A 22,479-nucleotide genomic window follows, 5' to 3' on the forward strand; every position below is an offset into this window, starting at 1 on the left:
GGGAACGGACAAGAACGAACCGATGATGGATTTCCAGACCGCAGTTTTCTTCTTTCTCAGCGCCATCCTGGTCGCTGCATCGCTGCGCGTGATCACTGCGCGCAACCCGGTGCACGCGGCGCTTTACCTGGTGCTGTCCTTCTTCACCGCCGGTGGCATCTGGATGCTGTTGCAGGCCGAGTTCCTCGCCATCGCGCTGGTGCTGGTCTATGTCGGCGCGGTGATGGTGCTCTTCCTCTTCGTCGTGATGATGCTGGACATCAACATCGAGCGGATGCGCGAGGGCTTCTGGGCGAATCTGGTACCGGGCCTCATCGTCGCCGGCCTGATGCTGGCCGAGATGTTCGCCGTGCTGGGCGCGAAGTACTTCTCGGCGGACCGCATGCCGGCGCCTGAAGCCGCCGCCGCCGGCTACAGCAACACCAAGGAACTGGGCCGTCTGATCTACACCGAGTACGTGTATCCGTTCGAACTGGCCTCGGTCATCCTGCTGGTCGCCATCATCGCGGCCATTGCGCTGACCATGCGCAAGCGCAAGGACACCAAGTTCCAGGAACCGGCCAAGCAGATCGCGGTGCGCCGCGAAGACCGCGTGCGCCTGGTGTCGATGCCGGCCGAGAAAGACTGAGAAAAGAAGCGCACGACATGACCTCCTTGCCCCTTTCCTATTTCCTGATGCTGGGCGCCGTGCTGTTCGCGATCAGCGTGGTCGGCATCTTCCTTAACCGGAAGAACCTCATCGTTCTGCTGATGGCGATCGAACTGATGCTGCTGGCGGTGAACATGAATTTCGTCGCCTTCTCGCACTACCTCGGCGACCCGTCCGGCCAGATCTTCGTTTTCTTCATCCTTACCGTAGCCGCCGCGGAATCCGCGATCGGGCTGGCCATCCTCGTGGTGCTGTTCCGCAATCTGAACACCATCCACGTCGATGATCTGGACAGCCTGAAAGGTTGAGCGACATGACATCGATGCAAAAGCTCTATCTGCTCGTCCCGCTCGCGCCGCTGTTCGGCGCCATCATCGCCGGCCTGTTCTGCCGCGTCATTCCGCGCTGGGTCGCGCACAGCGTCACCATCCTCGGCGTCGCCGTGGCGCTGGTCGCGTCCTGGGTCATCTTCCAGGACGTGCAGGCCGGCAACAGCTTCAATGGCGCGCTCTACACCTGGGCGACCAGCGGCGATCTGAAGATGGAAATCGGCTTCCAGATCGACAAGCTGACCGTGATGATGATGCTGGTGGTCACCTCGGTGTCGCTGATGGTGCACCTCTACACCATCGGCTACATGGCCGAAGACCCCGGCTACAACCGCTTCTTCTCCTACATTTCGCTGTTCACCTTCTCGATGCTGATGCTCGTCATGAGCAACAACTTCGTGCAGCTGTTCTTCGGTTGGGAAGCGGTGGGTCTGGTTTCCTATCTGCTGATCGGCTTCTGGTTCAAGCGCCCGACCGCGGTGTACGCCAACCTGAAGGCCTTCCTGGTGAACCGCGTCGGTGACTTCGGCTTCCTGCTCGGCATCGGCCTGATTGCCGCCTACGCCGGCACGCTCAATTACGCCGAGGTGTTCGCCAAGCGCGAGGAACTGGTGGCCATGACGGTCGCCGGTACCGACTGGCCGCTGCTGACCGCGGTGTGTATCGGCCTGTTCATCGGCGCCATGGGCAAGTCGGCTCAGGTGCCACTGCACGTGTGGCTGCCGGATTCGATGGAAGGCCCGACCCCGATTTCGGCGCTGATCCACGCGGCAACGATGGTGACCGCCGGCATCTTCATGGTCACCCGTATGTCGCCGCTGTTCGAGTTGTCGGAAACCGCGCTGTCCTTCGTGCTGGTGATCGGTGCGACCACTGCGCTGTTCATGGGCTTCCTTGGCATCATCCAGAACGACATCAAGCGCGTCGTCGCCTACTCGACACTGTCGCAGCTGGGCTACATGACCGTGGCGCTGGGCGTTTCCGCCTATTCGGCCGCGGTGTTCCACCTGATGACCCACGCCTTCTTCAAGGCGCTGCTGTTCCTGGGTGCCGGCTCGGTCATCATGGGCATGCACCACGATCAGGACATGCGCAATATGGGCGGCCTGTGGAAGTACATGCCGATCACCTGGTTCACCTCGCTGCTCGGTTCGCTGGCGCTGATCGGTGTGCCTTTCCTGTCCGGCTTCTACTCGAAGGACTCGATCATCGAGGCGGTGCATTTCTCGACGATCCCGGGCGCCGGCTACGCCTACTTCTGCGTGGTTGCGGGTGTGTTCATCACCGCCTTCTACTCCTTCCGCATGTATTTCCGCGTGTTCCATGGCCCGGAGAACTTCGGCAAGGCGCACGACGATCATCACGCGCACGGCGACGATCATCACGACGATGACCATCACGACGAGCACCACGGTCTGGCGCCGGGCGAGAAGCCGCACGAGTCGCCGTGGGTGGTGTGGGTGCCGCTGGCGCTCTTGGCCATCCCGTCGGTGTTCATCGGCTACTTCACCGTGCAGCCCATGCTGTTCGGCGACTGGTTCGATGGCGTCGTGACGGTGCTGCCGGAGCACGACGTGCTGGCCAAGGTCGGCGAGCACTTCCACTCGGCCGCCGGTATGGCGATGCACGGCTTTACCGCGCTGCCGTTCTGGCTCGCGCTGGGTGGCGTCGTGCTGGCATGGGTCATGTACATCGCGATGCCCTCGCTGCCGGGCCGCATCGCGCCGATCTTCCGCCCGATCAATGCGGTGCTCGAGAACAAGTACTACTTCGACCGCTTCAACGAGATCGTCTTCGCCGGTGGCGCCCGTCTGCTGGGTCGCGGCCTGTGGGCCGCGGGCGACCGCACGATCATCGACGGTGTGCTGATCAACGGTTCCGCCTCGGCTGTCGGTGCGTTTGCGCGCCTCGCCCGCGGCATACAGACCGGGTACATCTACCGCTACGCGTTTGCAATGGTGATCGGTGTCTGTCTCCTGCTGCTGTGGAGACTGGGCTTCAAGTGATGTGGTGCGGGCGGTGAGGATGCCGCCCGTGGCGTGAATTCAGAGGGAGTGCCAGACGCGGTTGCCCTGACCGGTGAACGTGTCGGCTGAACAAACAAAGAAATGACCGATATTCCCCTTCTCAGTCTTGCCGTATGGCTGCCGATTGCCGGTGGTCTGCTCGTGCTCGCCAGTGGCGACGGCCGTAATGTGGCCTTCTCGAAACTGATCGCGCTGGTCACGGCCATCTTCGGCTTCCTGGTCACGATTCCGCTCTACACCGGCTTCGATACCGCCAGTGCCGGCATGCAGTTCGTCGAGTTGATGCCCTGGGTGCGCGACTACAACATCAATTACCACCTCGGTGTCGATGGCATCTCGATGCCCTTCGTCATCCTGAACAGCTTCATCACGGTGCTGGTGGTGATGGCCGGCTGGACGGTGATCGAGTACAAGCCCTCGCAGTACTTCGCCGCCTTCCTGATCATGTCGGGCCTGCTGAACGGCATCTTCTCGGCGCTCGATGGCATCCTGTTCTACGTCTTCTTCGAAGCGTCGCTGATCCCGCTGTATCTGGTCATCGGTGTGTGGGGCGGCAAGAACCGCGTCTATGCGGCCTTCAAGTTCTTCCTCTACACGCTGCTCGGCTCGCTGCTGATGCTGGTCGCGCTGCTCTACCTGTTCCACAAGAGCGGCAGCTTCGCCATCCTTGACTGGCACCGCGAGCCGCTGGCGATGACTGTGCAGTCGCTGATCTTCTGGGCCTTCTTCGCCAGCTTCGCGGTGAAGGTGCCGATGTGGCCGGTGCACACCTGGCTGCCGGACGCCCACGTCGAGGCGCCGACCGGCGGTTCGGCCGTGCTGGCGGCGATCGGCCTGAAGCTCGGTGCCTACGGCTTCCTGCGCTTCTCGCTACCCATCGTGCCGGACGCGGCCCAGCATTTCGCGCCGGTGGTGATCGGCCTGTCGCTGATCGCCGTCATCTACATCGGCCTGGTCGCATTGGCGCAGACCGACATGAAGAAGCTGGTCGCCTATTCGTCGATCTCGCACATGGGCTTCGTCACGCTGGGCTTCTTCATCTTCAATCCGCTGGGCATCGAAGGCGCCCTGGTGCAGATGATTTCGCACGGTTTCGTGTCGGCCGCGATGTTCCTCTGCATCGGCGTGCTGTACGACCGCATGCACACCCGCAACATCGCCGACTACGGCGGCGTCGTGAACACGATGCCGAAGTTCGCCGCGCTGTTCCTGCTGTTCGCGATGGCCAACGCCGGTCTGCCGGCCACCTCCGGCTTCATCGGCGAATTCATGGTCGTGCTCGGCGCCATCCAGTTCAATTTCTGGACCGGCTTTGCCGCGGCCACCACGCTGATCCTCGGCGCGGCCTACACCTTGTGGATGTACAAGCGCGTGGTGTTCGGCGACGTCGCCAACAGCCACGTCGCCGAACTGAGCGACATCAATGCGCGCGAAATGCTCATCCTTGGCGTGCTGGCGGTGTGCACGCTGGCCATGGGCATCTGGCCGCAGCCGGTGACCGAAATCATGCATGCGACCGTGAACCAGCTGCTCGACCATGTCGCAGCCGGCAAGCTCTGACGGACCAAAAGAATGAACTTCCCTCTGCCTGACTTCTTCCCCGCATCGGCCGAAATCTTCGTGCTGGTGATGGCCTGCGTCGTGCTGCTCGCAGACCTCTTCAAGTCCGAACGCCAGGGCTGGCTGCCTTACCTGCTCACGCTGGCGACGCTGGCCGGCGCCTTCGCCATCCAGTTCGGCACCGCCGGGCCGGACACGACGCTCACGTTCAGCGGCATGTTCGTCGATGACCGCCTCGCCGACGTGCTGAAGAGCTGTCTCTACATCACCGTGTTCGCCGTCGTCGTCTATAGCCGCGATTACCTGATGGCGCGCGGTCTGGAGCGTGGCGAGTACTACCTGCTCGTCTTGTTCGCCACGCTGGGCATGCAGGTGATGATTTCGGCCAATCACTTCCTGACGCTCTACCTGGGCCTGGAACTGCTGTCGCTGGCCATCTATGCGCTGGTCGCGCTGGACCGCGAATCGGCGCGCTCGACCGAAGCGGCGATGAAGTACTTCGTGCTCGGCGCGCTAGCGTCCGGCCTGCTGCTTTACGGCATGTCGATGATCTACGGTGCGACCGGCACGCTGGAAATCTCGGCCATCGCCCGCAAGCTGTCCGACCCGGCCACCAATATGGACGTGCTGCGTTTCGGCCTGGTCTTCCTCGTTGCCGGCCTGGCCTTCAAGATCGGCGTCGTGCCGTTCCACATGTGGATTCCCGACGTCTATCACGGCGCGCCGACCGCGATCACGCTGCTGATCGGCTCGGCGCCGAAGCTGGCCGGTTTCGCAATGGCGATCCGCCTGCTGGTCGACGGCCTGCCGACGCTGGCGGTCGAGTGGCAGCAGATGCTGATGCTGCTCGCCATTCTGTCGATCGCGCTCGGCAACGTGGTCGCCATTGCGCAGACCAACGTCAAGCGCATGCTGGCCTACTCGACCATTTCGCACATGGGCTTCATGCTGCTCGGTCTGGTCAGCGGCGTGATCGAACTGCGTGCCTCGGGTGATATCCACCTCTCTTACGCCTTCGGCAGCGCGATGTTCTACACCATCGCCTACGTGCTGATGAGCGCTGCCGCCTTCGGTACGCTGCTGGTGCTGACCCGCGCCGGCGTCGAGGCGGAAACGCTGGACGACCTGAAGGGCCTGAACCGTCGCAGCCCATGGTTCGCTGCGGTGCTGATGATGGTCATGTTCTCGATGGCCGGCATTCCGTTCTTCATCGGCTTCTTCGCCAAGCTCGCCGTGCTGCAGGCGGTCGTCGCGGCCGGCTACATCTACACCGCCGTGTTCGCCGTACTGCTGTCGCTGATCGGCGCCTTCTTCTACCTGCGCGTCGTCAAGCTGATGTACTTCGACGAACCGCTCGACAACAGCCCGCTGGTCGCCTCGACCGAAATGCGCGCGCTGCTGTCGGTCAATGCGCTTGCGATCGCGCTGATCGGCCTGATGCCGCAATCGCTGCTCGCATTGTGCGCGTCGGCCCTCGGTCAGGCGCTGAAGTAAGCGACGGATGGCGGACGACCTGACGGAAAGCACGCTGGACAGCCGTCAGGTCTACGACGGCGTCCTGCTGAAGGTCTATCAGGATCAGGTCAGGCTGCCGGACGGCAAGCAGGCGGTCCGCGAGTACGTCAAGCATCCGGGGGCGGTGGTCATCATCGCCATCCTGCCGGACGGGCGCATGGTGTTCGAGCGCCAGTTCCGCTACGGCCCGCGCCGTGTCTTCCTCGAATTTCCGGCCGGCAAGATCGACCCGGGCGAACCGATCGAACAGACGGCCATCCGCGAACTGCGCGAGGAAACCGGCCACGAGGCCGACAGCTGGGAACACCTCGGCACGATGCACCCCTGCATCGGCTATTCCGACGAACGCATCGAAATCTTCCTCGCCCGCGGCCTGCGCCATGTCGGTGCCTCGCTCGACGAAGGTGAATTCCTCGAAGTGACCGCGCTTTCGCTGGAGGCCGCGATGTCGGCCGTGTGGCGCGGCGAACTGACCGACGCCAAGACACTGGCCGCCCTTATCTGGGCGCAGCGCGTGTTCGCACAGGGCTTCTGAGCCCCGGCATCTGCGTCGCTGATCCGTCGGCCCACCGGGGCCATCAATCGCGACAGAATGAGGTGATAGCGACTGCGGCGTCCGCGTCCGACGAGGGCGCCACCGACCGCGACGGCTGACTTATTCGGCGATGCGTTGAATCGGCTGGTCCTGGCAGTGGGCGAGCCAGGCGCTCGCCGGCCCGATGCCCGGAATCACCACGTCCGGAGATACCTCCAGCAGCGGCAGCAGCACGAAAGCGCGCAGATGCGCGCGCGGGTGCGGCACGTTCAGCGTGTCGGTGTTGATCACGCGGTCCTCGTACAGCAGCACGTCGAGGTCCAGTGTACGCGGTGCGTTCAGGAATTCGCGTACGCGGCCGTGCGTGCGCTCGATGTCGAGCAGGGCGTCGAGCAGGGCCTGCGGTTCCAGCGTCGTGCGTACGCGCGCAACGGCGTTGATGAAATCGGGCTGATTGTCGTAGCCGATCGGCGCCGTGCGGTAGAGCGACGACTTCCGTTCGAGCACGATGCCCGGCGCAGCGGCCAGTTCGTCGAGTGCTGCGCGTACCTGCTTTTCCGGATCCGCCAGGTTAGCGCCGAGCCCGATGTGGGCGATGTGGGTGGAGGCTTCTTGGCTCATGTCGTGTTCTCTTGATCTGGCCGAACTTTAGCACCGCCGGCCGTGGCGCCTCCGCGCCGCGGCGCCATTGTGGCGGCCGCGACACGGCGCAAACCTAATCTGGATCAAGGTGCACCGTCCGCCCGGCGGGCACAGTGCGCGCCATCACCGCAAGGAGACGCGATGTCCGCACTTGAACTGAAACAGGAACACGTACTCGGTCTGGCGCCGATGGACGACATCCACCGCGAATTCATGCAACTGCTGGCCCGTCTCGACGATGCGACGGCACCCGCTGCGCTGCCGGTACTCGATGAACTGGTGGCGCACACCGAAGCGCATTTCGCGCAGGAGGACGCGTGGATGGAAGCGTCGGACTTTCCGCCGCTGCACTGTCATCGCGGCGAACACGAGCGCGTGCTCGAGGTGCTGCGCGAGGTCAGACGCCTGGCGGCGGCGGGGGACGCGGGCATCGTGCGCACGCTGGTACGCGAACTGCCGGTGTGGTTCGAGCACCACGCCTCGACCATGGACACCATGCTGGCCGAGCACATCGCGCGCACCGGCTACGACGCGCAGACCACGCTGCCGGAACTGGCGGAAGCCTGATCGTCCCGCTCAGACCCGGTCGCGCATCAGGCGCGCCTTCTCGCGCTCCCAGTCACGTTGCTTCTCGGTCTCGCGCTTGTCGAACTGCTTCTTGCCCTTGGCCAGACCGATCTCCAGCTTGATGCGGCCACGGGTGTAGTGCAGGTTCAGCGGCACCAGCGTGTAGCCGGCGCGCTCGACCAGACCGATCAGCTTGCTGATCTCGTTCGCGTGCAGCAGCAGCTTGCGGCTGCGCGTCGGATCGGGCTTGATGTGAGTGGAGGCGGTCGGCAGTGGTGACACGTGCATGCCGATCACGTACACCTCTTCGCCCTTGAGCACCACGTAGGCTTCCTTCAGCTGCGTGCGGCCAGCGCGGATTGCCTTCACCTCCCAGCCTTCGAGCACCAGACCCGCTTCGAAGCGTTCCTCGATGAAGTAGTCGTGAAAGGCCTTCTTGTTGTCGGCAATGCTCATGAAGTGAAACCGGTGAGGGACGTGCTGAAATGAAATCGGGGCTGCGTAGGGGGCGCTGCCGCGGATAGAATTGCGATTTTACCTTCTGATGACATGGCTGAAGTCCGAAAAACCGTGCTCATCGAGCGCAGTGCCGAACAGATGTTCCGCCTCGTCGATGACGTGGAACACTATCCGCAGTTCCTGCCCTGGTGCGGCGGCAGCCAGCTGATCGAACGCACCGACGTGCTGACGCGCGCGCGCATCGACATCAACTACCACGGCGTCAAGGCCCACTTCGTCACCGCCAACGACAAGGTGTTCCCGCGCAGCATGACCATCCGCCTGGTTGAAGGGCCGTTCAACCGGCTCGACGGCACCTGGCTGTTCGCGCCGCTGGGCGAGGCCGCCTGCAAGATCGAGTTCAACCTGCATTACGAATTTTCGAGCCGGCTGATCGAGAAGGTGGTCGGTCCGGTGTTCAGCCATATCGCCAACACCTTTGTCGACGCCTTCGTGAAGCAGGCCGATCGCCAGTACGGACAGGGAACGCAGTGATGAGCGACAAGATCCACGTGCAGGTTGCCTATGCGCTGCCCGAGCGGCAGGACATCGTGACGATGGAACTGGTCGCAGGCGCCACTGCGCAGCAGGCAGTCGAGGCTTCCGGACTGCTGCAGAAGTATCCGGACATCGATCTGGCGAAGAACAAGCTCGGCGTGTTCTCCAAGCTGGTCAAGGCCGACCAGGTGCTGCGCGATCGCGACCGCGTCGAAATCTACCGTGCGTTGATTGCCGACCCGAAGGAAGTGCGGCGACAGCGCGCCGCCGAGGGCAAGGTACTCAAGAAGGGCGGCGGTGAGGCCGAACCGGCGGCCTGATCCGCGCCCTTACTTGCACCACTCCGACACCGACTTCTGCGCGTCTTCCATTTCCTTCGCGCGCCCGGCGTCGTCGAGGAATTCGCGTTCGCCCTGCGTGTTGAAGCGCACGATGCGCTGACCCGATTGCAGCGCGGCAAGCTTGCTGCGCGCCCGCGTGCAGTTCTCGGCCATCCGCTCTTTCTCGGCCTTCTCCTTCGCCTGTTTGGCTTCCGATTCCAGCCGTTCGTCGCGGCGCTTCTGGAACTCCTGCAGCTTTTCCTGCACCGAACCCGAACCATCGCCGGACGGCGGCGGCGGATTGATGTTCTTCTTCGTTGCGTTGGCGCCCGGCGGCGGGGTGTCGGAAAAAACGGTGCGTCCCTGGGCGTCCTTGTACTGGTAGACCTGGGCGGCGCAGGCGAGCGGAACACTGAGCAGCACGGCTGCGGCGATACGGACGAGCACTTCACAACTCCTCGATTGAGCGCCTTCTGGCGCGGCTTTCAGGGCCGGGTGCAGACGGCTGCGTCGACCGGCGTATAATACGTTTTTGCTAGTTGGGAAAGTAGTCATGCGTGTTATCCAGAAGGCGCTGACCTTCGACGACGTGCTCCTCGTGCCGGCGCACTCCAACGTGCTGCCGCGCGACGTCAGTCTCAGTACCCGTATCTCCCGCAATATCCGCGTCAATCTTCCGCTGATGTCCGCCGCGATGGACACCGTCAGCGAAGCCCGGCTGGCCATCGCGCTGGCCCAGGAAGGCGGCCTCGCGATCATCCACAAGAACCTCACCGCCAAGCAGCAGGCCGCCGAAGTGGCCAAGGTGAAGCGTTTCGAGGCCGGCGTCCTGAAGGACCCGATCACCATCTCTCCCGACATGACGGTTCGCGAGCTGCACGGGTTGACACGCAGCCACCGCATTTCCGGTTTTCCGGTGCTCGACGGTGAGCGCGTGGTCGGCATCGTGACTAACCGCGACCTGCGTTTCGAAACCAATCTCGACCAGCCGGTCTCGCGCATCATGACGCCGCGCGAGCGCGTCGTGTTCGTGCGCGAAGGCGCGTCGCTCGATGAAGCGCGTTCGCTGATGCACAAGAACCGCCTAGAGCGCGTGCTGGTGCTGGGCGAGAACGACACGCTGCGTGGCCTGATCACGGTCAAGGACATGCTGAAGTCGACCGAACACCCGCTGGCCGCCAAGGACGCACATGGCCGCCTGCGTGTCGGCGCCGCGATCGGTGTCGGTGAAGGCACCGAAGACCGCGCCGCCGCGCTGGCCGAAGCCGGCGTTGACGTCATCGTCGTCGACACCGCGCACGGCCACTCGCAGGGCGTGCTCGAACGCGTCAGTTGGGTCAAGCGCACCTTCCCGCACATCGACGTGATCGGCGGCAACATCGCCACCGCCGACGCTGCCCGCGCGCTGGTCGATGCCGGCGCCGACGGCGTCAAGGTCGGCATCGGCCCCGGCTCGATCTGCACCACCCGCATCGTCGCCGGTGTCGGCGTGCCGCAGATCACCGCCATCGACAACGTCGCCACCGCACTCGCGTCGACCGATGTGCCGATGATCGCCGACGGCGGCATCCGCTACTCGGGCGACATCGCCAAGGCGGTCGCTGCCGGCGCCAACGCCGTCATGCTGGGCGGCCTGCTGGCCGGTACCGAGGAAGCGCCGGGCGAGATCGAACTGTTCCAGGGCCGTTCCTACAAGTCCTACCGCGGCATGGGTTCGCTCGGCGCGATGCAGCAGGGCGCCGCCGACCGCTACTTCCAGGACCCGGCGTCGAATGCCGACAAGCTGGTGCCGGAAGGCGTCGAAGGCCGTGTGCCTTACAAGGGCCCGGTGGTGAACGTGATCACCCAGCTGATGGGCGGTCTGCGCGCATCGATGGGCTATTGCGGCTGCGCCACGGTGGACGAAATGCGCTCGAAGGCGCAGTTCGTCGAGATCACCTCGGCCGGCATTCGCGAGTCGCACGTGCACGACGTGCAGATCACCAAGGAAGCGCCGAACTATCACGTGGATTGAGGGGCTGGGGGCCAGGGAGCAGGGGCTGGAGGGGCCGGGGCTTGATGAGCGAGGTGCGAAGCTATCGCGATTTGCTGGTCTGGCAACGAGCGATGGATCTTGCTCTCGGCATTTATGCTCTGAGTCGCTCCTTTCCGGACAGCGAGCGCTTCGTTATGGTCTCTCAGCTTCGTCGCGCAGCCGTGTCCGTTCCGTCGAATATCGCGGAAGGGCACGCGCGCAGTTCTACGCGCGACTTTCTTCGTTTTCTCTCGATCGCCTCGGGTTCGCTTGCTGAACTGGAAACGCAGCTCATCCTTTCACACCGTCTCGACTACCTTGATCAGGATCGGCTTGATTCGACCTTGGTCCTTGCTGGAGAAACAGGCCGGATGATTCGGGGCCTGCAAACCTCACTGGCGTCGCGCATCGCTGCGGCGCCCTAGTCCCCAGTCCCTAGCCTCTTACCCCTGAACCCCCATGCACAACAAGATCCTCATCCTCGATTTCGGCTCCCAGGTCACCCAGCTCATCGCGCGCCGCGTGCGCGAGGCGCATGTGTATTGCGAAATCCATCCGTGCGACGTGAGCGACGATTTCGTGCGCGGCTTCGGCGCGCAGGGGGTCATTCTGTCCGGCAGTCATATGTCGGCCTACGAGGAATCGACCGACCGCGCGCCGCAGGCGGTGTTCGAACTGGATGTGCCGGTGCTGGGCATCTGCTACGGCATGCAGACCATGGCGCAGCAGCTGGGTGGCAAGGTTGAGGCGGGCACGGTGCGCGAGTTCGGTTACGCCGAAGTGCGCGCCCGCGGCCATACCAAGCTGCTCGACGGCATCGAGGATTTCCGCACCGAGCAGGGCCACGGCATGCTCAAGGTGTGGATGAGTCACGGCGACAAGGTGACCGAACTGCCGCCGGGCTTTGTCGTGATGGCGTCGACCGACAGCTGTCCGATCGCCGGCATGGCCGACGAAGCCCGCCGTTTCTACGGCGTGCAGTTCCACCCGGAAGTCACCCACACCGCGCGCGGCGCTGACCTGCTGCGCCGCTTTGTGCTCGACGTGTGCGGCTGCCAGGGCGACTGGATCATGGGCGACTACATCGCCGAAGCGGTCGAGCGCATCCGCGAACAGGTGGGTGACGAAGAGGTCATCCTCGGCCTGTCGGGCGGTGTCGATTCGTCGGTGGCCGCGGCGCTGATCCATCGCGCCATCGGCGACCAGCTCACCTGCGTGTTCGTCGACCACGGCCTGCTGCGCCTGAACGAGGGGCAGATGGTGATGGACATGTTCGCCGGCCGTCTGCATGCGCGGGTGATCCACGTCGATGCCGCTGACCAGTTCCTCGGCCACCTGAAGGGCGTGTCCGACCCGGAAGCCAAGCGCAAGATCATCGGCCGCGAGTTCGTCGAGGTGTTCAAGGCGGAAGCCGCCAAGCTGAAGGCGGGCGACGGCGGCCACAAGGGCGCCACCTTCCTCGCCCAGGGCACCATCTATCCGGACGTGATCGAGTCCGGCGGCGCCAAGAGCAAGAAGGCCACGACGATCAAGAGCCACCACAACGTCGGCGGCCTGCCGGAACAGCTGGGCCTCAAGCTGCTGGAGCCGCTGCGCGAGCTGTTCAAGGACGAAGTGCGCGAACTGGGCGTCGCGCTCGGCCTGCCGCGCGACATGGTGTACCGCCACCCCTTCCCGGGTCCCGGTCTGGGCGTGCGCATCCTCGGCGAAATCCACGCCGAGTACGCCGACCTGCTGCGCCGCGCCGACGCCATCTTCATCGAGGAACTGCGCGCCACCATCGACCCGCAGACCGGCAAGAGCTGGTACGACCTCACCAGCCAGGCCTTCGCCGTCTTCCTGCCGGTGAAGTCGGTTGGCGTGATGGGCGACGGCCGCACTTACGAATGGGTCGTCGCGCTGCGCGCCGTGCAGACGCAGGACTTCATGACCGCCCACTGGGCCGAACTGCCGCACAGCCTGCTCGGCCGCGTCAGCAACCGCATCATCAACGAGGTGCGCGGCATCAACCGGGTGGTCTACGACATCTCGGGCAAGCCGCCGGCGACGATCGAGTGGGAGTGATTCCACGTCGCTGCGCTGCCAGATCTCGCGACCAACCCCGGGCCTGTCCCGGGGTTTTCTTTTTTGCACGTCGCCGTTCGCTCCCGATTGCCGCCCGCGCCCTCCCTCTCTACAATGCGAACAATTATCAATTGCATTGATGCCCGTCCGCCACGGCGGACCGGGCGCGAGGGGAGTGCGCGGTGCGGACTGTCGAATGTGAGCTGCGGCGGGAGGCGGAGGATCTCTACCGGGGTCATCACGGCTGGCTGCAGGGCTGGCTGCGGCGCAAGCTGGGCGACGCGATGGAGGCGGCGGACATTGCGCAGGACGTGTTCATCCGCGTGCTGACGCGGCAGCAGCCGGTGCGTGCGCACGAGCCGCGCGCTTATCTGTCGACCATCGCGCGCGGCCTGGTGATCGATCATTGGCGCCGGCGCGCCCTCGAACGCGCCTGGCTCGATACGCTGGCCGTGCTGCCGGAAGCCGAAGCGCCGTCGCCAGAGAGCCGCGCGCTGGTGCTGGAGGCGCTGATCGAGATCGACCGCATGCTCGACAGCCTGAAGCCGCAGGTGCGTACCGCTTTCCTGTGGGCGCAGCTCGAAGGCCTCAGCTGCCCGCAGATCGCCAGCCGGCTCGGTGTGTCGCTGGCCACCGCCGAGCGCTACGTCGCCCGCGCGCTGCGTCACTGCTACGCGATGCGCTTCGAGTCGTGAGCGAAGCGCTCACTGCCACGGCCGGCGAGCGCCTGCCGGACGACATCGTCGATGCGGCGATCGCCTGGTCGGTGCGGCTGGACTACAACGCCGCGACGCCTGCAGCGCAGCAGGCTTTCGCGCGCTGGCTCGACGCCGACCCGCGCCACGCACAGGCGTGGAGCAGGGTGGCGGCCTTGCGCAGCGACTTCTCCGGCCTGCCGGCACGGTTGGCGCAGGACGTGCTGCAGGCCGCCGAGGCCGGGCGCCGCGGGGCCGTTGCCGGCAGGCGACGTGCCTTGCGCGTGCTGTCGCTGTCCGGCGTGGCGCTGGCGAGCGGATGGGCGGTGCGCGAAACCACGCCCTGGCAGCGTCTGCTCGCCGACGCGAGCACGTCGGTGGGCGAACAGCGCACGCTGCGACTGGCCGATGGCAGCGTGGTGATGCTGAACACGGACAGCGCGATCAGCAGCGATTTCTCCGACCAGCGTCGCGTGCTGGCGCTGCACCGCGGCGAAATCATGATCACCACCGGCGACGATGCCGGCGTCGCCGCCAAGCGCCCGTTCTGGGTCAGCACGCCCTTCGGCGCGCTGCGCGCGCTGGGTACCCGTTTCGTCGTGCGGCTGGAGCGCTCCGAGCTGCGGGTCAGCGTGCAGGAGGGCGCAGTCGAGGCGCATCCGGCCGACGGCGGCGCGACCGTCGTGATCCACAGCGGCGAGCGCAGCACGCTCGGCCCGGCCGGCATCTCGCCACCGGTCGTCGCGGATGCCGACGACGATGCGTGGACCGACGGCGTCATTGCCGGCCGCGACATGCGGCTGGCCGACCTGCTGGACGAACTGTCGCGCTATCGCAGCGGCCGCATCGTCTGCGATCCGCGGATCGCAGATTGGCGCGTGTCCGGCGTGTTCCACGTGCGCGACACCGACCGCGCGCTGCGCTTCCTGATGCAGGTGCAGCCGGTGCACGTTCGCTACCGCACCCGCTACTGGGTCATCGTCGAACCCGATCAGGCGGGTTGAGCACGGCCGCGCAAAAAATTTTCCGGTGAAGTGAGGGGATCTGCCGTCTGGTCCGGCCTCTGCAGTGAAGGCGCCCGTTTTGGCGCTGCTCTTCCAACCGGACCTGAACTCAGCCATGAACACTCCTTTCTCCGTGCCGGCCTTGCCTGCGCGTCCGCTTCCGCCGCTGACGGCCCTTTCCGCCGCGCTGCGCATCGCCCTGCTGGGTCTGACCCTGACGACCGCCGCGCTGCCGCAGTTGGCGCAGGCACAGGCTGCCGCCGCGCCGGCGGTAGCCGGCGTGCTGCATTTCAGCCTGCCCGCCGGACCGCTCGCCACGGCGCTCGACCGCTATGCGCGCATCGCCGGCATCAATGTGTCCTACGAGGCGGCGCAGCTGGCCGGCGTGCGTTCGCGCGGGCTGGAGGGCGATTACACCGCTGACGCCGCGTTGCGGGCACTGCTCGCCGACACCGGCTTCGAAGCGGTCGCACGTGGCGAAGGCGGCTACACCGTGCGCCGGAGTGCCGCACCGCGTCCGTCGGCGAACGCCGAAGTGCCGGTGCTCGATGCCGTGCGGGTGCGCGCCGACGCCGAATCCCTCCACCCCTTGCCGCCGATGCAGGCGGGCGGTCAGATGGCGCGCGGTGGCCGCCTGGGCATGCTGGGCAACGCCGACGTGATGGACGCGCCGTTCAGCGTCACCAGCTACAGCGCCGGCATGATCGCGGACAGGCAGGCGCTCAGCGTGGCCGACGTCGTCGGCAACGACCCGTCGATCCGCATTTCCGGCCATCCGGGCGACATCCTCGACACCTTCTTCATCCGCGGTTTCCCGGTCGGCGACCAGAACGCGGGGGAAATCGCCTTCGACGGCGTCCATGGCGTGGCGCCGAACTACCGCGTGCTGGTCGACTACGCCGAGCGCGTCGAGGTGATCAAGGGGCCGACCGCGCTGCTCTACGGCATGTCGCCGGCCAGCAGCGTCGGCGGCACCATCAACATCGTGCCCAAACGCGCCGGCGCCGACGACCTCACGCGCTTCACCGCGAGCGCGTCGCCGAACGCGCAGTACGGTGGCCACCTCGACCTGAGCCGTCGCTTCGGTCCGGATCGTCGCCTCGGTCTGCGCTTCAACGGCAGCGTGCACGACGGCGACACCGGCATCGACAAGCAGTCGCGGGCGGCAACCGTCGGCGCGCTGGCGCTCGATTACAGCGGCGACAGACTGCGCGCCACGCTGGACATCGTCGATCAGCGGGAAGACATCGACGCGCCGTCGCGCCGCCCCTTCCTCGGCGCCGGCGTGGCGGTGCCGTCGGCGCCTGACGGGCGGCGCAACGTGTCGCAGCGCTGGGAACGTTTCGAAACCGAGGACCAGTCGGTGCTGGCGCGCGTCGAGTACGCGGCGAGCGAGCGGATCACGCTGTTCGCCGGCGTCGGCGGCGGACGCACCCGGGTCGATCGCCTGTTCGGCAACCCGACCATACTGAATGCGGCCGGCGACACCAGCACGGTGCCGCAGCGCTTCCGCTTCGACGTCGATCGCCGCACGGCCGAGGCCGGGCTGCGCGCGCGCTTCGAAACCGGTCCGCTGCGTCACGTGGTGAGTGCGCAGGTCAGCACTTATCGTGATCGCCTCGGGCGCATTTCCGCCAACGGCACCGCGGTGCTGTCCAATCTGTACGCGCCCTTCGACAGCCCGGCGCAGGACGTGCAGCTGACCGGCGACGTGCCGCGCGTGTCCGACACCCAGCTGAGCGGCATCGCGCTGTCCGACACGCTGTCGATGTACGACGAGCGCCTGCAGCTCACGCTGGGCGTGCGCCGGCAGCGGGTGGAGACCGACAACTTCGACCCGCTGACCGGGGCGCTGACGACGGCCTACGACGAGGACGCGCTGACGCCGCTGGTCGGTATCGTCGTCAAGCCGTGGCAGGGCGTGGCGCTGTACGCCAACCACATCCAGGGCCTGAGCCGCGGCGACATCGCGCCGCCGTCGGCCAGCAACGCCGGCGAGGTGTTCGCACCGTACAAGGCGCGGCAGAACGAAGTGGGCGTGAAGGCCGAGATCGGCGGCGTAATCGCCACGCTGAGCGCCTTCCAGATCACCAAGCCGAGCGGCCAGCTGACCGGCACCGTGTTCGCGGTCGATGGCGAACAGCGCAACCGCGGCGTCGAACTGGCGCTGTCCGGCGAAGCCGCACCCGGCCTGCGTCTGCTTGGCGGCGTGACGCTGCTCGACGCCGACCTGACGCAGACCAATTCGGCCGCCACGCTGGGCCGGACCGCAGTCGGCGTGCCGTCCTTGATGGCCAATATCGGCGCCGAGTGGGACGTCGCCTTCCTGCCCGGTGTCACGCTGACCGGCAACGTGGCGCACACCGGCAGCCAGTACGTCGACCGCGCCAACACGCTGCGCGTGCCGGACTGGACCACGGTCGACCTCGGCGCGCGCTACCGCACGACGGTCGCCGGCCGCGCCACCGTGTTCCGCGCCCAGCTGCGCAATGCCTTCGATCGCAACTACTGGGCCGGCGTGTCGCAGTACGGCAGTCTGGTGCAGGGTGCGCCGCGCACGCTGCTGCTGTCGGCCACCGTCGATTTCTGAGCGCGGGGTGAACACGATGAACGCATTCCGCATCACGGCCGCGCTGCTTCTGGTGGCCATGACAACGCCTAGCTGGGCGCACGGCATCTGGTTCGCCCAGCGCGCCGGGCGGCTGGCGCTGGTCTACGGCGAGGGCGCCGAGGACGTCGAGGTGTTCAGCCGCCGTGACCGCATCACGGCGCTGCAGGCCTTCGATGCGGCCGGTCGTCCGGTGGCGGTGCGTACAGTGCCGGTCGAACCCATGCTGTTCGTCAGTGCCGACGCCGCGGCCACCGTGCTGGCGGCGACGATGGACAACGGCCACTGGTCGCGCCTGCCCTCCGGCAAGTGGACGGCCGGCACGAAGGAAACGGTGCCCGGCGCAACCGTCACCGGCCGCTACCTGAAGTACGGCACCCACCTGCTGTCGGCGCCGGCCGGTGAAATGCAGCCGGTGGCCGGCATGGCCTTCCAGATCGTGCCGGTCGGCAAGCGCTTTCCGCAACGCCGCGGCGATGTGCTGACGGTACGCGTGCTGTACGAGGGACGGCCGCTGCCCGGCGTCGAGGTGTGGCCGGATCTGGTCAATGACCCGGACGGCGCATCGGTGCGGACCGGTGCCGACGGCCTGGCGACCGTCACCGTGCGCAACCAGGGACTCAACGTGATCCGCGCCGAATACCTTGCACGCGGCGATGCCGACGGCAAGGTGGATCAGGTCGAGCACTTCGCCACCCTCAGTTTCGCACTGAAGCCGCCCGCCGACTGAGCGCCCGGCTGCTTTCGGTCTGCCGGCGGAGGGTCGCTAATGCCGGCAGACTGTAAAAATTCAAGCTTTTCCGGTCTGTTTGCGCGCGAGGATATTGTCGGCCGCACCCAACCGGTGCAGTCTCCGCTTGTTACAAAGCGTAAGCGGATATCACTACCTTGCACCGAAGACTGGACCCAGCAAGCACGACGATCCTGATCGTCGACGACATGTCGGAAAATCTTGAGGTGCTCGACGGCCTGCTGCGAACCGCCGGCTATCGCGTCAAGGCGGCGAAGAACGGCGTCGCCGCGCTGCGGCTGGCAAGTGATCGCGATGCGCCCTCGCTCATCCTGCTCGATGTGATGATGCCGGGCATTGACGGCTACACGGTTCTCGAACGTCTGCAGAACGATCCCGCGACCTGCGACATTCCGGTCATCTTCGTCACGGCGCTGACCGAAGCCGGCGACGAGGAAGCCGGGCTGGCCATGGGGGCGGCCGATTACATCTCGAAGCCGATCAAGCCGGCCGTACTGCTGGCGCGCGTGCGCACCCACCTGCAGGCCAAGCTTGCGCGCGACCTGATGCGCGACCACAACGCCTGTCTGGAGGCCGAAGTCAGCCGGCGCATGGAAGAGAACGAGCAGATCCAGGCGGTGAGCATCCGGGCGCTGGCCAATCTGGCCGAAACGCGCGACCACGAGACCGGACGCCATATCCGCCGCACCCAGGCCTATGTGCGCGTGCTGGCCGAGGCGCTGGCCGACGACCCGCGCTTCGCGCCGGTGCTGACCCCGGCCTGGATCGACCTGCTCACCCGTTCGGCGCCGCTGCACGACATCGGCAAGGTCGGCATTCCGGACCACATCCTGCACAAGCGCGGCAAGCTCGACGCCGACGAGTGGGCGGTGATGAAGACCCACGCCGAAATGGGCGCGCGCGCCATTGAGTTTGCCGAGCGCGACGAGGTGAAACCGGCCGCCTTCCTCGCACTGGCGCGCGACATCGCGCACTGGCATCACGAACACTGGGACGGCAGCGGCTACCCGGACGGGCTGGCCGGCGAGGCGATCCCGCTGGCGGCGCGGCTGATGACGGTGGCCGACGTGTTCGATGCGATGATGTCGCGCCGCGTGTACAAGTCGCCGTTCCCGGCTGACGAGGTGCGCGCCCACATCGTTGAGCGGCGCGGTACGCATTTCGATCCGGACGTCGTCGACGTGTTCATCGAGCGTTATTCCGATTTCATCGACATCGCGAGGCGCCATGCCGACCCGACCTGAGTCGTCCCCCGGATCGCCATCGGCACAGGCACGCAGCGACGCGATCTGGGGCATGCGGATGACGGTGCTCGCCTACACCGGCATCGCCTCGCTGTGGATACTGCTGTCCGATGAACTGCTGCTCGCGCTGACTGACGATCCGAAGCGCTTTGCGCTAGCCAGCACCTTCAAGGGCTGGGCCTTCGTTGCCGTCACCGCCTGTGCGCTCTATCTGCTGCTGCGCCGCCTGACCGGCCGCGCCCTCGACGCGCTTGAGCGCGAGAACGTGTCGCTGACGGCTCGCGCGCGCGCCGAATCGCTGCTCGACGCCATCATCCGCAGCGCCTCCGATCCGGTGTTCGCCAAGGACAGCGAAGGGCGCTATCTGGTCAGCAATCCGGAAGTCGTACGCCTGCTCGGCATTCCGGAGCAGGCCATGCTCGGCCGCACCGACGCCGAACTGCTGGCGCCGGAGGTGGCCCGCCGGGTGATGGACAACGACCGCATCGTCATGGCCGGCGGTCAGGTCGTGCGCTTCGAGGAGCATCTGCCGACGGCGGACGGCGAGCGCATCTTCCTCAGCACCAAGGGCCCGCTGCGCGATGCCGGCGGGCACGTGATCGGCCTCTACGGGGTGGCGCGCGACATCACCGAACGGCTCAACGCCGAGCGTGCGCTGCGCGACAGCGAAGAGCGCTTCCGCACCCTTTTCGAGCATTTCCCGGTGGCCTATCAGTCGCTCGACGCGCAGGGCCGTTTCATCCACGTCAATCCCATGCTGTGTGCGCTGCTCGGCTATCGCGAGGGCGAACTGCTGGGGCGCGCCTTCGGCGATCTCTGGATGCCGGCCGAGCGTGCGGATTTCGCGGCCACCTTCGAGCGTTTCAAGCGCGACGAGCGCATCCAGACCGAACTGCGCCTGCAGCATCGCGACGGCCACGCGGTCGTCGTCTGGCTGGTCGGGCGCGTGCAACTCGATGCACGGGGCTACTTCGAGCGCACGCACTGCGTGCTTGCCGACCTGAGCGAGCGGGTGGCGGCCGTACAGGCGCAGGAAGAGCGCGAGACGCTGCTGCGCCAGATCGGCGAACTGGCACACATCGGCGCCTGGGCGGTCGATCTCGAAAGCGGCCGCCTGAGCGCCACCGACGAGGTGGCACGCATCCACGAGGCCGATCCGGCGTCGGTCGATACGCTGGCCAGCGCGCTGCAGTTTTTCCGCGAGCAGGACCGGCTGCGTATCGAGGCGGTCATCGACGGCGCGGTCGAGCGGGGCGAACCGTGGGATATCGAAGCGCAGATACACACCCGGGCCGGGCGCCAGAAATGGGTGCGCGTACTCGGCACGCCGGTGACCGAGAACGGCCGCGTGGTGCGGCTGCGCGGCACGGTACAGGACATCACCGAACGCCGGCGGATGGAACTCGAACTGAGCCGCCACCGCACCCATCTTGAGGAACAGGTGCAGTTGCGCACCGCCGAACTGGCGGTCGCGAAGGAGGCGGCCGAGGCGGCGAACCGCTCGAAGAGCCAGTTTCTTGCCAACATGAGCCATGAGATGCGTACGCCGATGAATGCCATCATCGGACTGACGCATCTGCTGTGGAAATCGCCGCTCGATGCGACGCAGCGCGAGCATGCGGAGAAGATCGGTGCGGCAGCCAGCCATCTGCGTCACATCATCGACGACGTGCTCGACCTGTCGCGCGTCGAGGCCGAAAAGCTGGTGCTCGAATCGGCCGCCTTCCGCCTCGATGCGCTGCTCGAACAGGTGCGCTCGATGATGATGGAGCGCGCAGACGAACGCGGCCTGGCGTTGCGCGTGCAGACCGACGCTGCGGTGCCGGCGACGCTGCGCGGCGACGCCACCCGGCTGCGCCAGGCGCTGCTCAACTACCTCAGCAATGCGGTCAAGTTCACTGAACAGGGCAGCGTCACGCTGAGTGTCGCCGTGGTCGAGCGGGGCGACGACAGCGTACTGCTGCGCTTCGAAGTGAGCGATACCGGCATCGGCATCGCGGCGGGCGATCTCGCCCGTCTTTTCAGTGCCTTCGAACAGGCCGATGCATCGACCACGCGCAAGTACGGCGGCAGCGGACTGGGGTTGTCGATCACGCGTCGGCTGGCGCGGCTGATGGGCGGCGATGCCGGCGCCAGCAGCGAGTCGGGGCGCGGCAGCCGTTTCTGGTTCACCGCCCGCCTCGGCGTGGTGGCCGACATGGCCGACCCGGTGGCGCCGTTCGTGGTCGACGCGCGGGCGCGCCTGGAGCGGGATTTCGGCCGCAAGCGCATCCTGCTGGTCGAAGACCACGACATCAATCGCGAGGTGTTGCTGGCGCTGCTGCGAGATGCCGGCCTGCAGGCAGACGTTGCCGCCGACGGTGTCGAGGCGCTGGAGCGCGCGGCCGGCGAGCGCTACGACCTGGTGCTGATGGACCTGCAGATGCCACGCCTGAACGGCATCGACGCCACGCGCCGGCTGCGTGATCTGCCTGGCTGGGAGAAGGTGCCGGTCGTCGCGGTCACCGCCAACGCCTTTGCCGACGACCGCGCCGCCTGTGCCGCCGCGGGGCTGGACGACTTCATCGCCAAGCCGGTCGAGCCGGAGGCCTTCTACACGCTGCTGCTGCGCTGGCTCGGTGCCGGCGACGCGGCGGCGGCACCGGAGCCGCAACCCTGCGCCGGCGAGGCCAGGGCATTGGTCGATCGCCTGTTGCCGCTGCTGGAAGCCGGCGACACCCGTGCCGGCGCACTGGCGCGCGAGTCGGCGGCCATCCTGCAGGGGCTGGGGCCCGATGGCGTGAACCTGCTGCGCTGCATTGCCGCCTTCGACTACGATGCCGCCGTGGCTGCGGCGCGTGCATTGCTGGCGGCGACCTGACGCCCGACCGTCCGCACTAAAGATTGATCTGGGGCAGCCGTTGCACCCTGCACGTCATGGTAGGGTCTGTTGACCGTCGATTCGTGCGTCCGGAAGCGG

At 66.3% G+C, this 22,479-nt stretch carries 21 protein-coding genes; 18 read left to right on the top strand and 3 right to left on the bottom strand.

Annotated features, from left to right (window positions below):
* Positions 1 to 25 precede the first annotated feature (25 nt).
* From METFAM1_RS0100670 to METFAM1_RS0100695, 6 genes are all read left to right on the top strand, one after another.
* Entirely contained in the window at positions 26 to 628 is a 603-nt protein-coding gene (locus METFAM1_RS0100670; RefSeq protein ID WP_020165275.1) for an NADH-quinone oxidoreductase subunit J, read from the top strand.
* Between the two features lie 17 nt (positions 629 to 645).
* Complete coding sequence (nuoK, locus tag METFAM1_RS0100675; protein WP_020165274.1) at positions 646 to 957, top strand: NADH-quinone oxidoreductase subunit NuoK; 312 nt, start codon at positions 646 to 648, stop codon at positions 955 to 957.
* 5 nt (positions 958 to 962) lie between these two features.
* Positions 963 to 2,984, top strand: a complete 2,022-nt coding sequence (gene nuoL / locus METFAM1_RS0100680; RefSeq protein ID WP_024300341.1) for an NADH-quinone oxidoreductase subunit L — start codon at positions 963 to 965, stop codon at positions 2,982 to 2,984.
* A 102-nt stretch (positions 2,985 to 3,086) separates the two neighbouring features.
* Complete coding sequence (locus METFAM1_RS0100685) at positions 3,087 to 4,565, top strand: NADH-quinone oxidoreductase subunit M (RefSeq protein ID WP_019917535.1); 1,479 nt, start codon at positions 3,087 to 3,089, stop codon at positions 4,563 to 4,565.
* Between the two features lie 12 nt (positions 4,566 to 4,577).
* Positions 4,578 to 6,059: an NADH-quinone oxidoreductase subunit NuoN gene (gene nuoN / locus METFAM1_RS0100690; protein WP_019917536.1), complete on the top strand. Its 1,482-nt coding sequence runs from the start codon at positions 4,578 to 4,580 to the stop codon at positions 6,057 to 6,059.
* Between the two features lie 7 nt (positions 6,060 to 6,066).
* Positions 6,067 to 6,615: an NUDIX domain-containing protein gene (locus tag METFAM1_RS0100695; RefSeq protein WP_019917537.1), complete on the top strand. Its 549-nt coding sequence runs from the start codon at positions 6,067 to 6,069 to the stop codon at positions 6,613 to 6,615.
* Between the two features lie 120 nt (positions 6,616 to 6,735).
* On the opposite strand, the gene folK is transcribed toward METFAM1_RS0100695, so the two are convergent.
* Positions 6,736 to 7,236, bottom strand: a complete 501-nt coding sequence (folK, locus tag METFAM1_RS0100700; protein WP_019917539.1) for a 2-amino-4-hydroxy-6-hydroxymethyldihydropteridine diphosphokinase — start codon at positions 7,234 to 7,236, stop codon at positions 6,736 to 6,738.
* Positions 7,237 to 7,398: 162 nt separating this feature from the next.
* Between folK and METFAM1_RS0100705 the strand changes: the two genes are divergently transcribed.
* Positions 7,399 to 7,824, top strand: a complete 426-nt coding sequence (locus tag METFAM1_RS0100705) for a hemerythrin domain-containing protein (RefSeq protein WP_019917541.1) — start codon at positions 7,399 to 7,401, stop codon at positions 7,822 to 7,824.
* A 9-nt stretch (positions 7,825 to 7,833) separates the two neighbouring features.
* Here METFAM1_RS0100705 and smpB read toward each other — a convergent pair whose 3' ends face one another.
* On the bottom strand, positions 7,834 to 8,280 hold the full coding sequence (gene smpB, locus METFAM1_RS0100710; protein WP_019917542.1) for an SsrA-binding protein SmpB: 447 nt from the start codon (positions 8,278 to 8,280) through the stop codon (positions 7,834 to 7,836).
* Between the two features lie 93 nt (positions 8,281 to 8,373).
* On the opposite strand from smpB, the gene METFAM1_RS0100715 reads away from it, so the two are divergent.
* Positions 8,374 to 8,817 carry a type II toxin-antitoxin system RatA family toxin gene (locus tag METFAM1_RS0100715; RefSeq protein ID WP_019917543.1) on the top strand — a complete coding sequence of 148 codons (444 nt, stop codon included), beginning with the start codon at positions 8,374 to 8,376 and terminating at the stop codon, positions 8,815 to 8,817.
* Complete coding sequence (locus tag METFAM1_RS0100720; RefSeq protein WP_019917544.1) at positions 8,817 to 9,140, top strand: RnfH family protein; 324 nt, start codon at positions 8,817 to 8,819, stop codon at positions 9,138 to 9,140. The genes METFAM1_RS0100715 and METFAM1_RS0100720 overlap by 1 nt, the downstream gene beginning before the upstream one ends.
* Positions 9,141 to 9,149: 9 nt before the next feature.
* Here the strand turns inward: METFAM1_RS0100720 and METFAM1_RS0100725 are convergent, their stop codons facing one another.
* Positions 9,150 to 9,587: a DUF4124 domain-containing protein gene (locus tag METFAM1_RS0100725; protein WP_019917546.1), complete on the bottom strand. Its 438-nt coding sequence runs from the start codon at positions 9,585 to 9,587 to the stop codon at positions 9,150 to 9,152.
* A gap of 106 nt (positions 9,588 to 9,693) precedes the next feature.
* Between METFAM1_RS0100725 and guaB the strand changes: the two genes are divergently transcribed.
* From guaB to METFAM1_RS0100770, 9 genes are all read left to right on the top strand, one after another.
* Entirely contained in the window at positions 9,694 to 11,154 is a 1,461-nt protein-coding gene (gene guaB / locus METFAM1_RS0100730) for an IMP dehydrogenase (protein WP_019917547.1), read from the top strand.
* Positions 11,155 to 11,198: 44 nt separating this feature from the next.
* The gene (locus METFAM1_RS0100735; RefSeq protein WP_036271620.1) at positions 11,199 to 11,579 is read left to right on the top strand and encodes a four helix bundle protein; all 381 of its coding nucleotides are present in this window, start codon (positions 11,199 to 11,201) and stop codon (positions 11,577 to 11,579) included.
* 34 nt (positions 11,580 to 11,613) lie between these two features.
* Entirely contained in the window at positions 11,614 to 13,218 is a 1,605-nt protein-coding gene (gene guaA / locus METFAM1_RS0100740; RefSeq protein WP_019917549.1) for a glutamine-hydrolyzing GMP synthase, read from the top strand.
* Between the two features lie 182 nt (positions 13,219 to 13,400).
* The gene (locus tag METFAM1_RS0100745; RefSeq protein WP_019917550.1) at positions 13,401 to 13,913 is read left to right on the top strand and encodes a sigma-70 family RNA polymerase sigma factor; all 513 of its coding nucleotides are present in this window, start codon (positions 13,401 to 13,403) and stop codon (positions 13,911 to 13,913) included.
* Positions 13,910 to 14,917: a FecR domain-containing protein gene (locus METFAM1_RS0100750; RefSeq protein WP_019917551.1), complete on the top strand. Its 1,008-nt coding sequence runs from the start codon at positions 13,910 to 13,912 to the stop codon at positions 14,915 to 14,917. Before METFAM1_RS0100745 ends, METFAM1_RS0100750 begins: the two co-directional genes overlap by 4 nt.
* Positions 14,918 to 15,032: 115 nt before the next feature.
* Positions 15,033 to 17,507, top strand: coding sequence for a TonB-dependent receptor (locus tag METFAM1_RS0100755; protein WP_019917552.1), 2,475 nt, complete (start codon positions 15,033 to 15,035; stop codon positions 17,505 to 17,507).
* Positions 17,508 to 17,523: 16 nt separating this feature from the next.
* Complete coding sequence (locus tag METFAM1_RS0100760; protein WP_019917553.1) at positions 17,524 to 18,255, top strand: DUF4198 domain-containing protein; 732 nt, start codon at positions 17,524 to 17,526, stop codon at positions 18,253 to 18,255.
* Between the two features lie 149 nt (positions 18,256 to 18,404).
* On the top strand, positions 18,405 to 19,520 hold the full coding sequence (locus METFAM1_RS0100765; RefSeq protein WP_081627174.1) for an HD-GYP domain-containing protein: 1,116 nt from the start codon (positions 18,405 to 18,407) through the stop codon (positions 19,518 to 19,520).
* Positions 19,504 to 22,380, top strand: coding sequence for a PAS domain S-box protein (locus METFAM1_RS0100770; protein WP_232419612.1), 2,877 nt, complete (start codon positions 19,504 to 19,506; stop codon positions 22,378 to 22,380). The genes METFAM1_RS0100765 and METFAM1_RS0100770 overlap by 17 nt, the downstream gene beginning before the upstream one ends.
* Positions 22,381 to 22,479: the final 99 nt, after the last annotated feature.

This window comes from Methyloversatilis discipulorum, assembly GCF_000527135.1.
In the GTDB taxonomy this organism is placed as follows: Bacteria; Pseudomonadota; Gammaproteobacteria; order Burkholderiales; family Rhodocyclaceae; genus Methyloversatilis; species Methyloversatilis discipulorum.

Excerpts from the sequence above, each read along its gene's own strand:
- smpB (WP_019917542.1), bottom strand. The coding sequence starts at position 8,280 with ATGAGCATTGCCGACAACAAGAAGGCCTTTCACGACTACTTCATCGAG.
- nuoK (WP_020165274.1), top strand. The coding sequence starts at position 646 with ATGACCTCCTTGCCCCTTTCCTATTTCCTGATGCTGGGCGCCGTGCTG.
- METFAM1_RS0100685 (WP_019917535.1), top strand. The coding sequence starts at position 3,087 with ATGACCGATATTCCCCTTCTCAGTCTTGCCGTATGGCTGCCGATTGCC.
- METFAM1_RS0100705 (WP_019917541.1), top strand. The coding sequence starts at position 7,399 with ATGTCCGCACTTGAACTGAAACAGGAACACGTACTCGGTCTGGCGCCG.
- nuoN (WP_019917536.1), top strand. The coding sequence starts at position 4,578 with ATGAACTTCCCTCTGCCTGACTTCTTCCCCGCATCGGCCGAAATCTTC.
- METFAM1_RS0100760 (WP_019917553.1), top strand. The coding sequence starts at position 17,524 with ATGAACGCATTCCGCATCACGGCCGCGCTGCTTCTGGTGGCCATGACA.
- METFAM1_RS0100720 (WP_019917544.1), top strand. The coding sequence starts at position 8,817 with ATGAGCGACAAGATCCACGTGCAGGTTGCCTATGCGCTGCCCGAGCGG.
- METFAM1_RS0100715 (WP_019917543.1), top strand. The coding sequence starts at position 8,374 with ATGGCTGAAGTCCGAAAAACCGTGCTCATCGAGCGCAGTGCCGAACAG.
- guaA (WP_019917549.1), top strand. The coding sequence starts at position 11,614 with ATGCACAACAAGATCCTCATCCTCGATTTCGGCTCCCAGGTCACCCAG.
- METFAM1_RS0100695 (WP_019917537.1), top strand. The coding sequence starts at position 6,067 with ATGGCGGACGACCTGACGGAAAGCACGCTGGACAGCCGTCAGGTCTAC.
- guaB (WP_019917547.1), top strand. The coding sequence starts at position 9,694 with ATGCGTGTTATCCAGAAGGCGCTGACCTTCGACGACGTGCTCCTCGTG.
- METFAM1_RS0100670 (WP_020165275.1), top strand. The coding sequence starts at position 26 with ATGGATTTCCAGACCGCAGTTTTCTTCTTTCTCAGCGCCATCCTGGTC.
- METFAM1_RS0100735 (WP_036271620.1), top strand. The coding sequence starts at position 11,199 with ATGAGCGAGGTGCGAAGCTATCGCGATTTGCTGGTCTGGCAACGAGCG.
- folK (WP_019917539.1), bottom strand. The coding sequence starts at position 7,236 with ATGAGCCAAGAAGCCTCCACCCACATCGCCCACATCGGGCTCGGCGCT.
- METFAM1_RS0100770 (WP_232419612.1), top strand. The coding sequence starts at position 19,504 with ATGCCGACCCGACCTGAGTCGTCCCCCGGATCGCCATCGGCACAGGCA.
- METFAM1_RS0100755 (WP_019917552.1), top strand. The coding sequence starts at position 15,033 with ATGAACACTCCTTTCTCCGTGCCGGCCTTGCCTGCGCGTCCGCTTCCG.
- nuoL (WP_024300341.1), top strand. The coding sequence starts at position 963 with ATGACATCGATGCAAAAGCTCTATCTGCTCGTCCCGCTCGCGCCGCTG.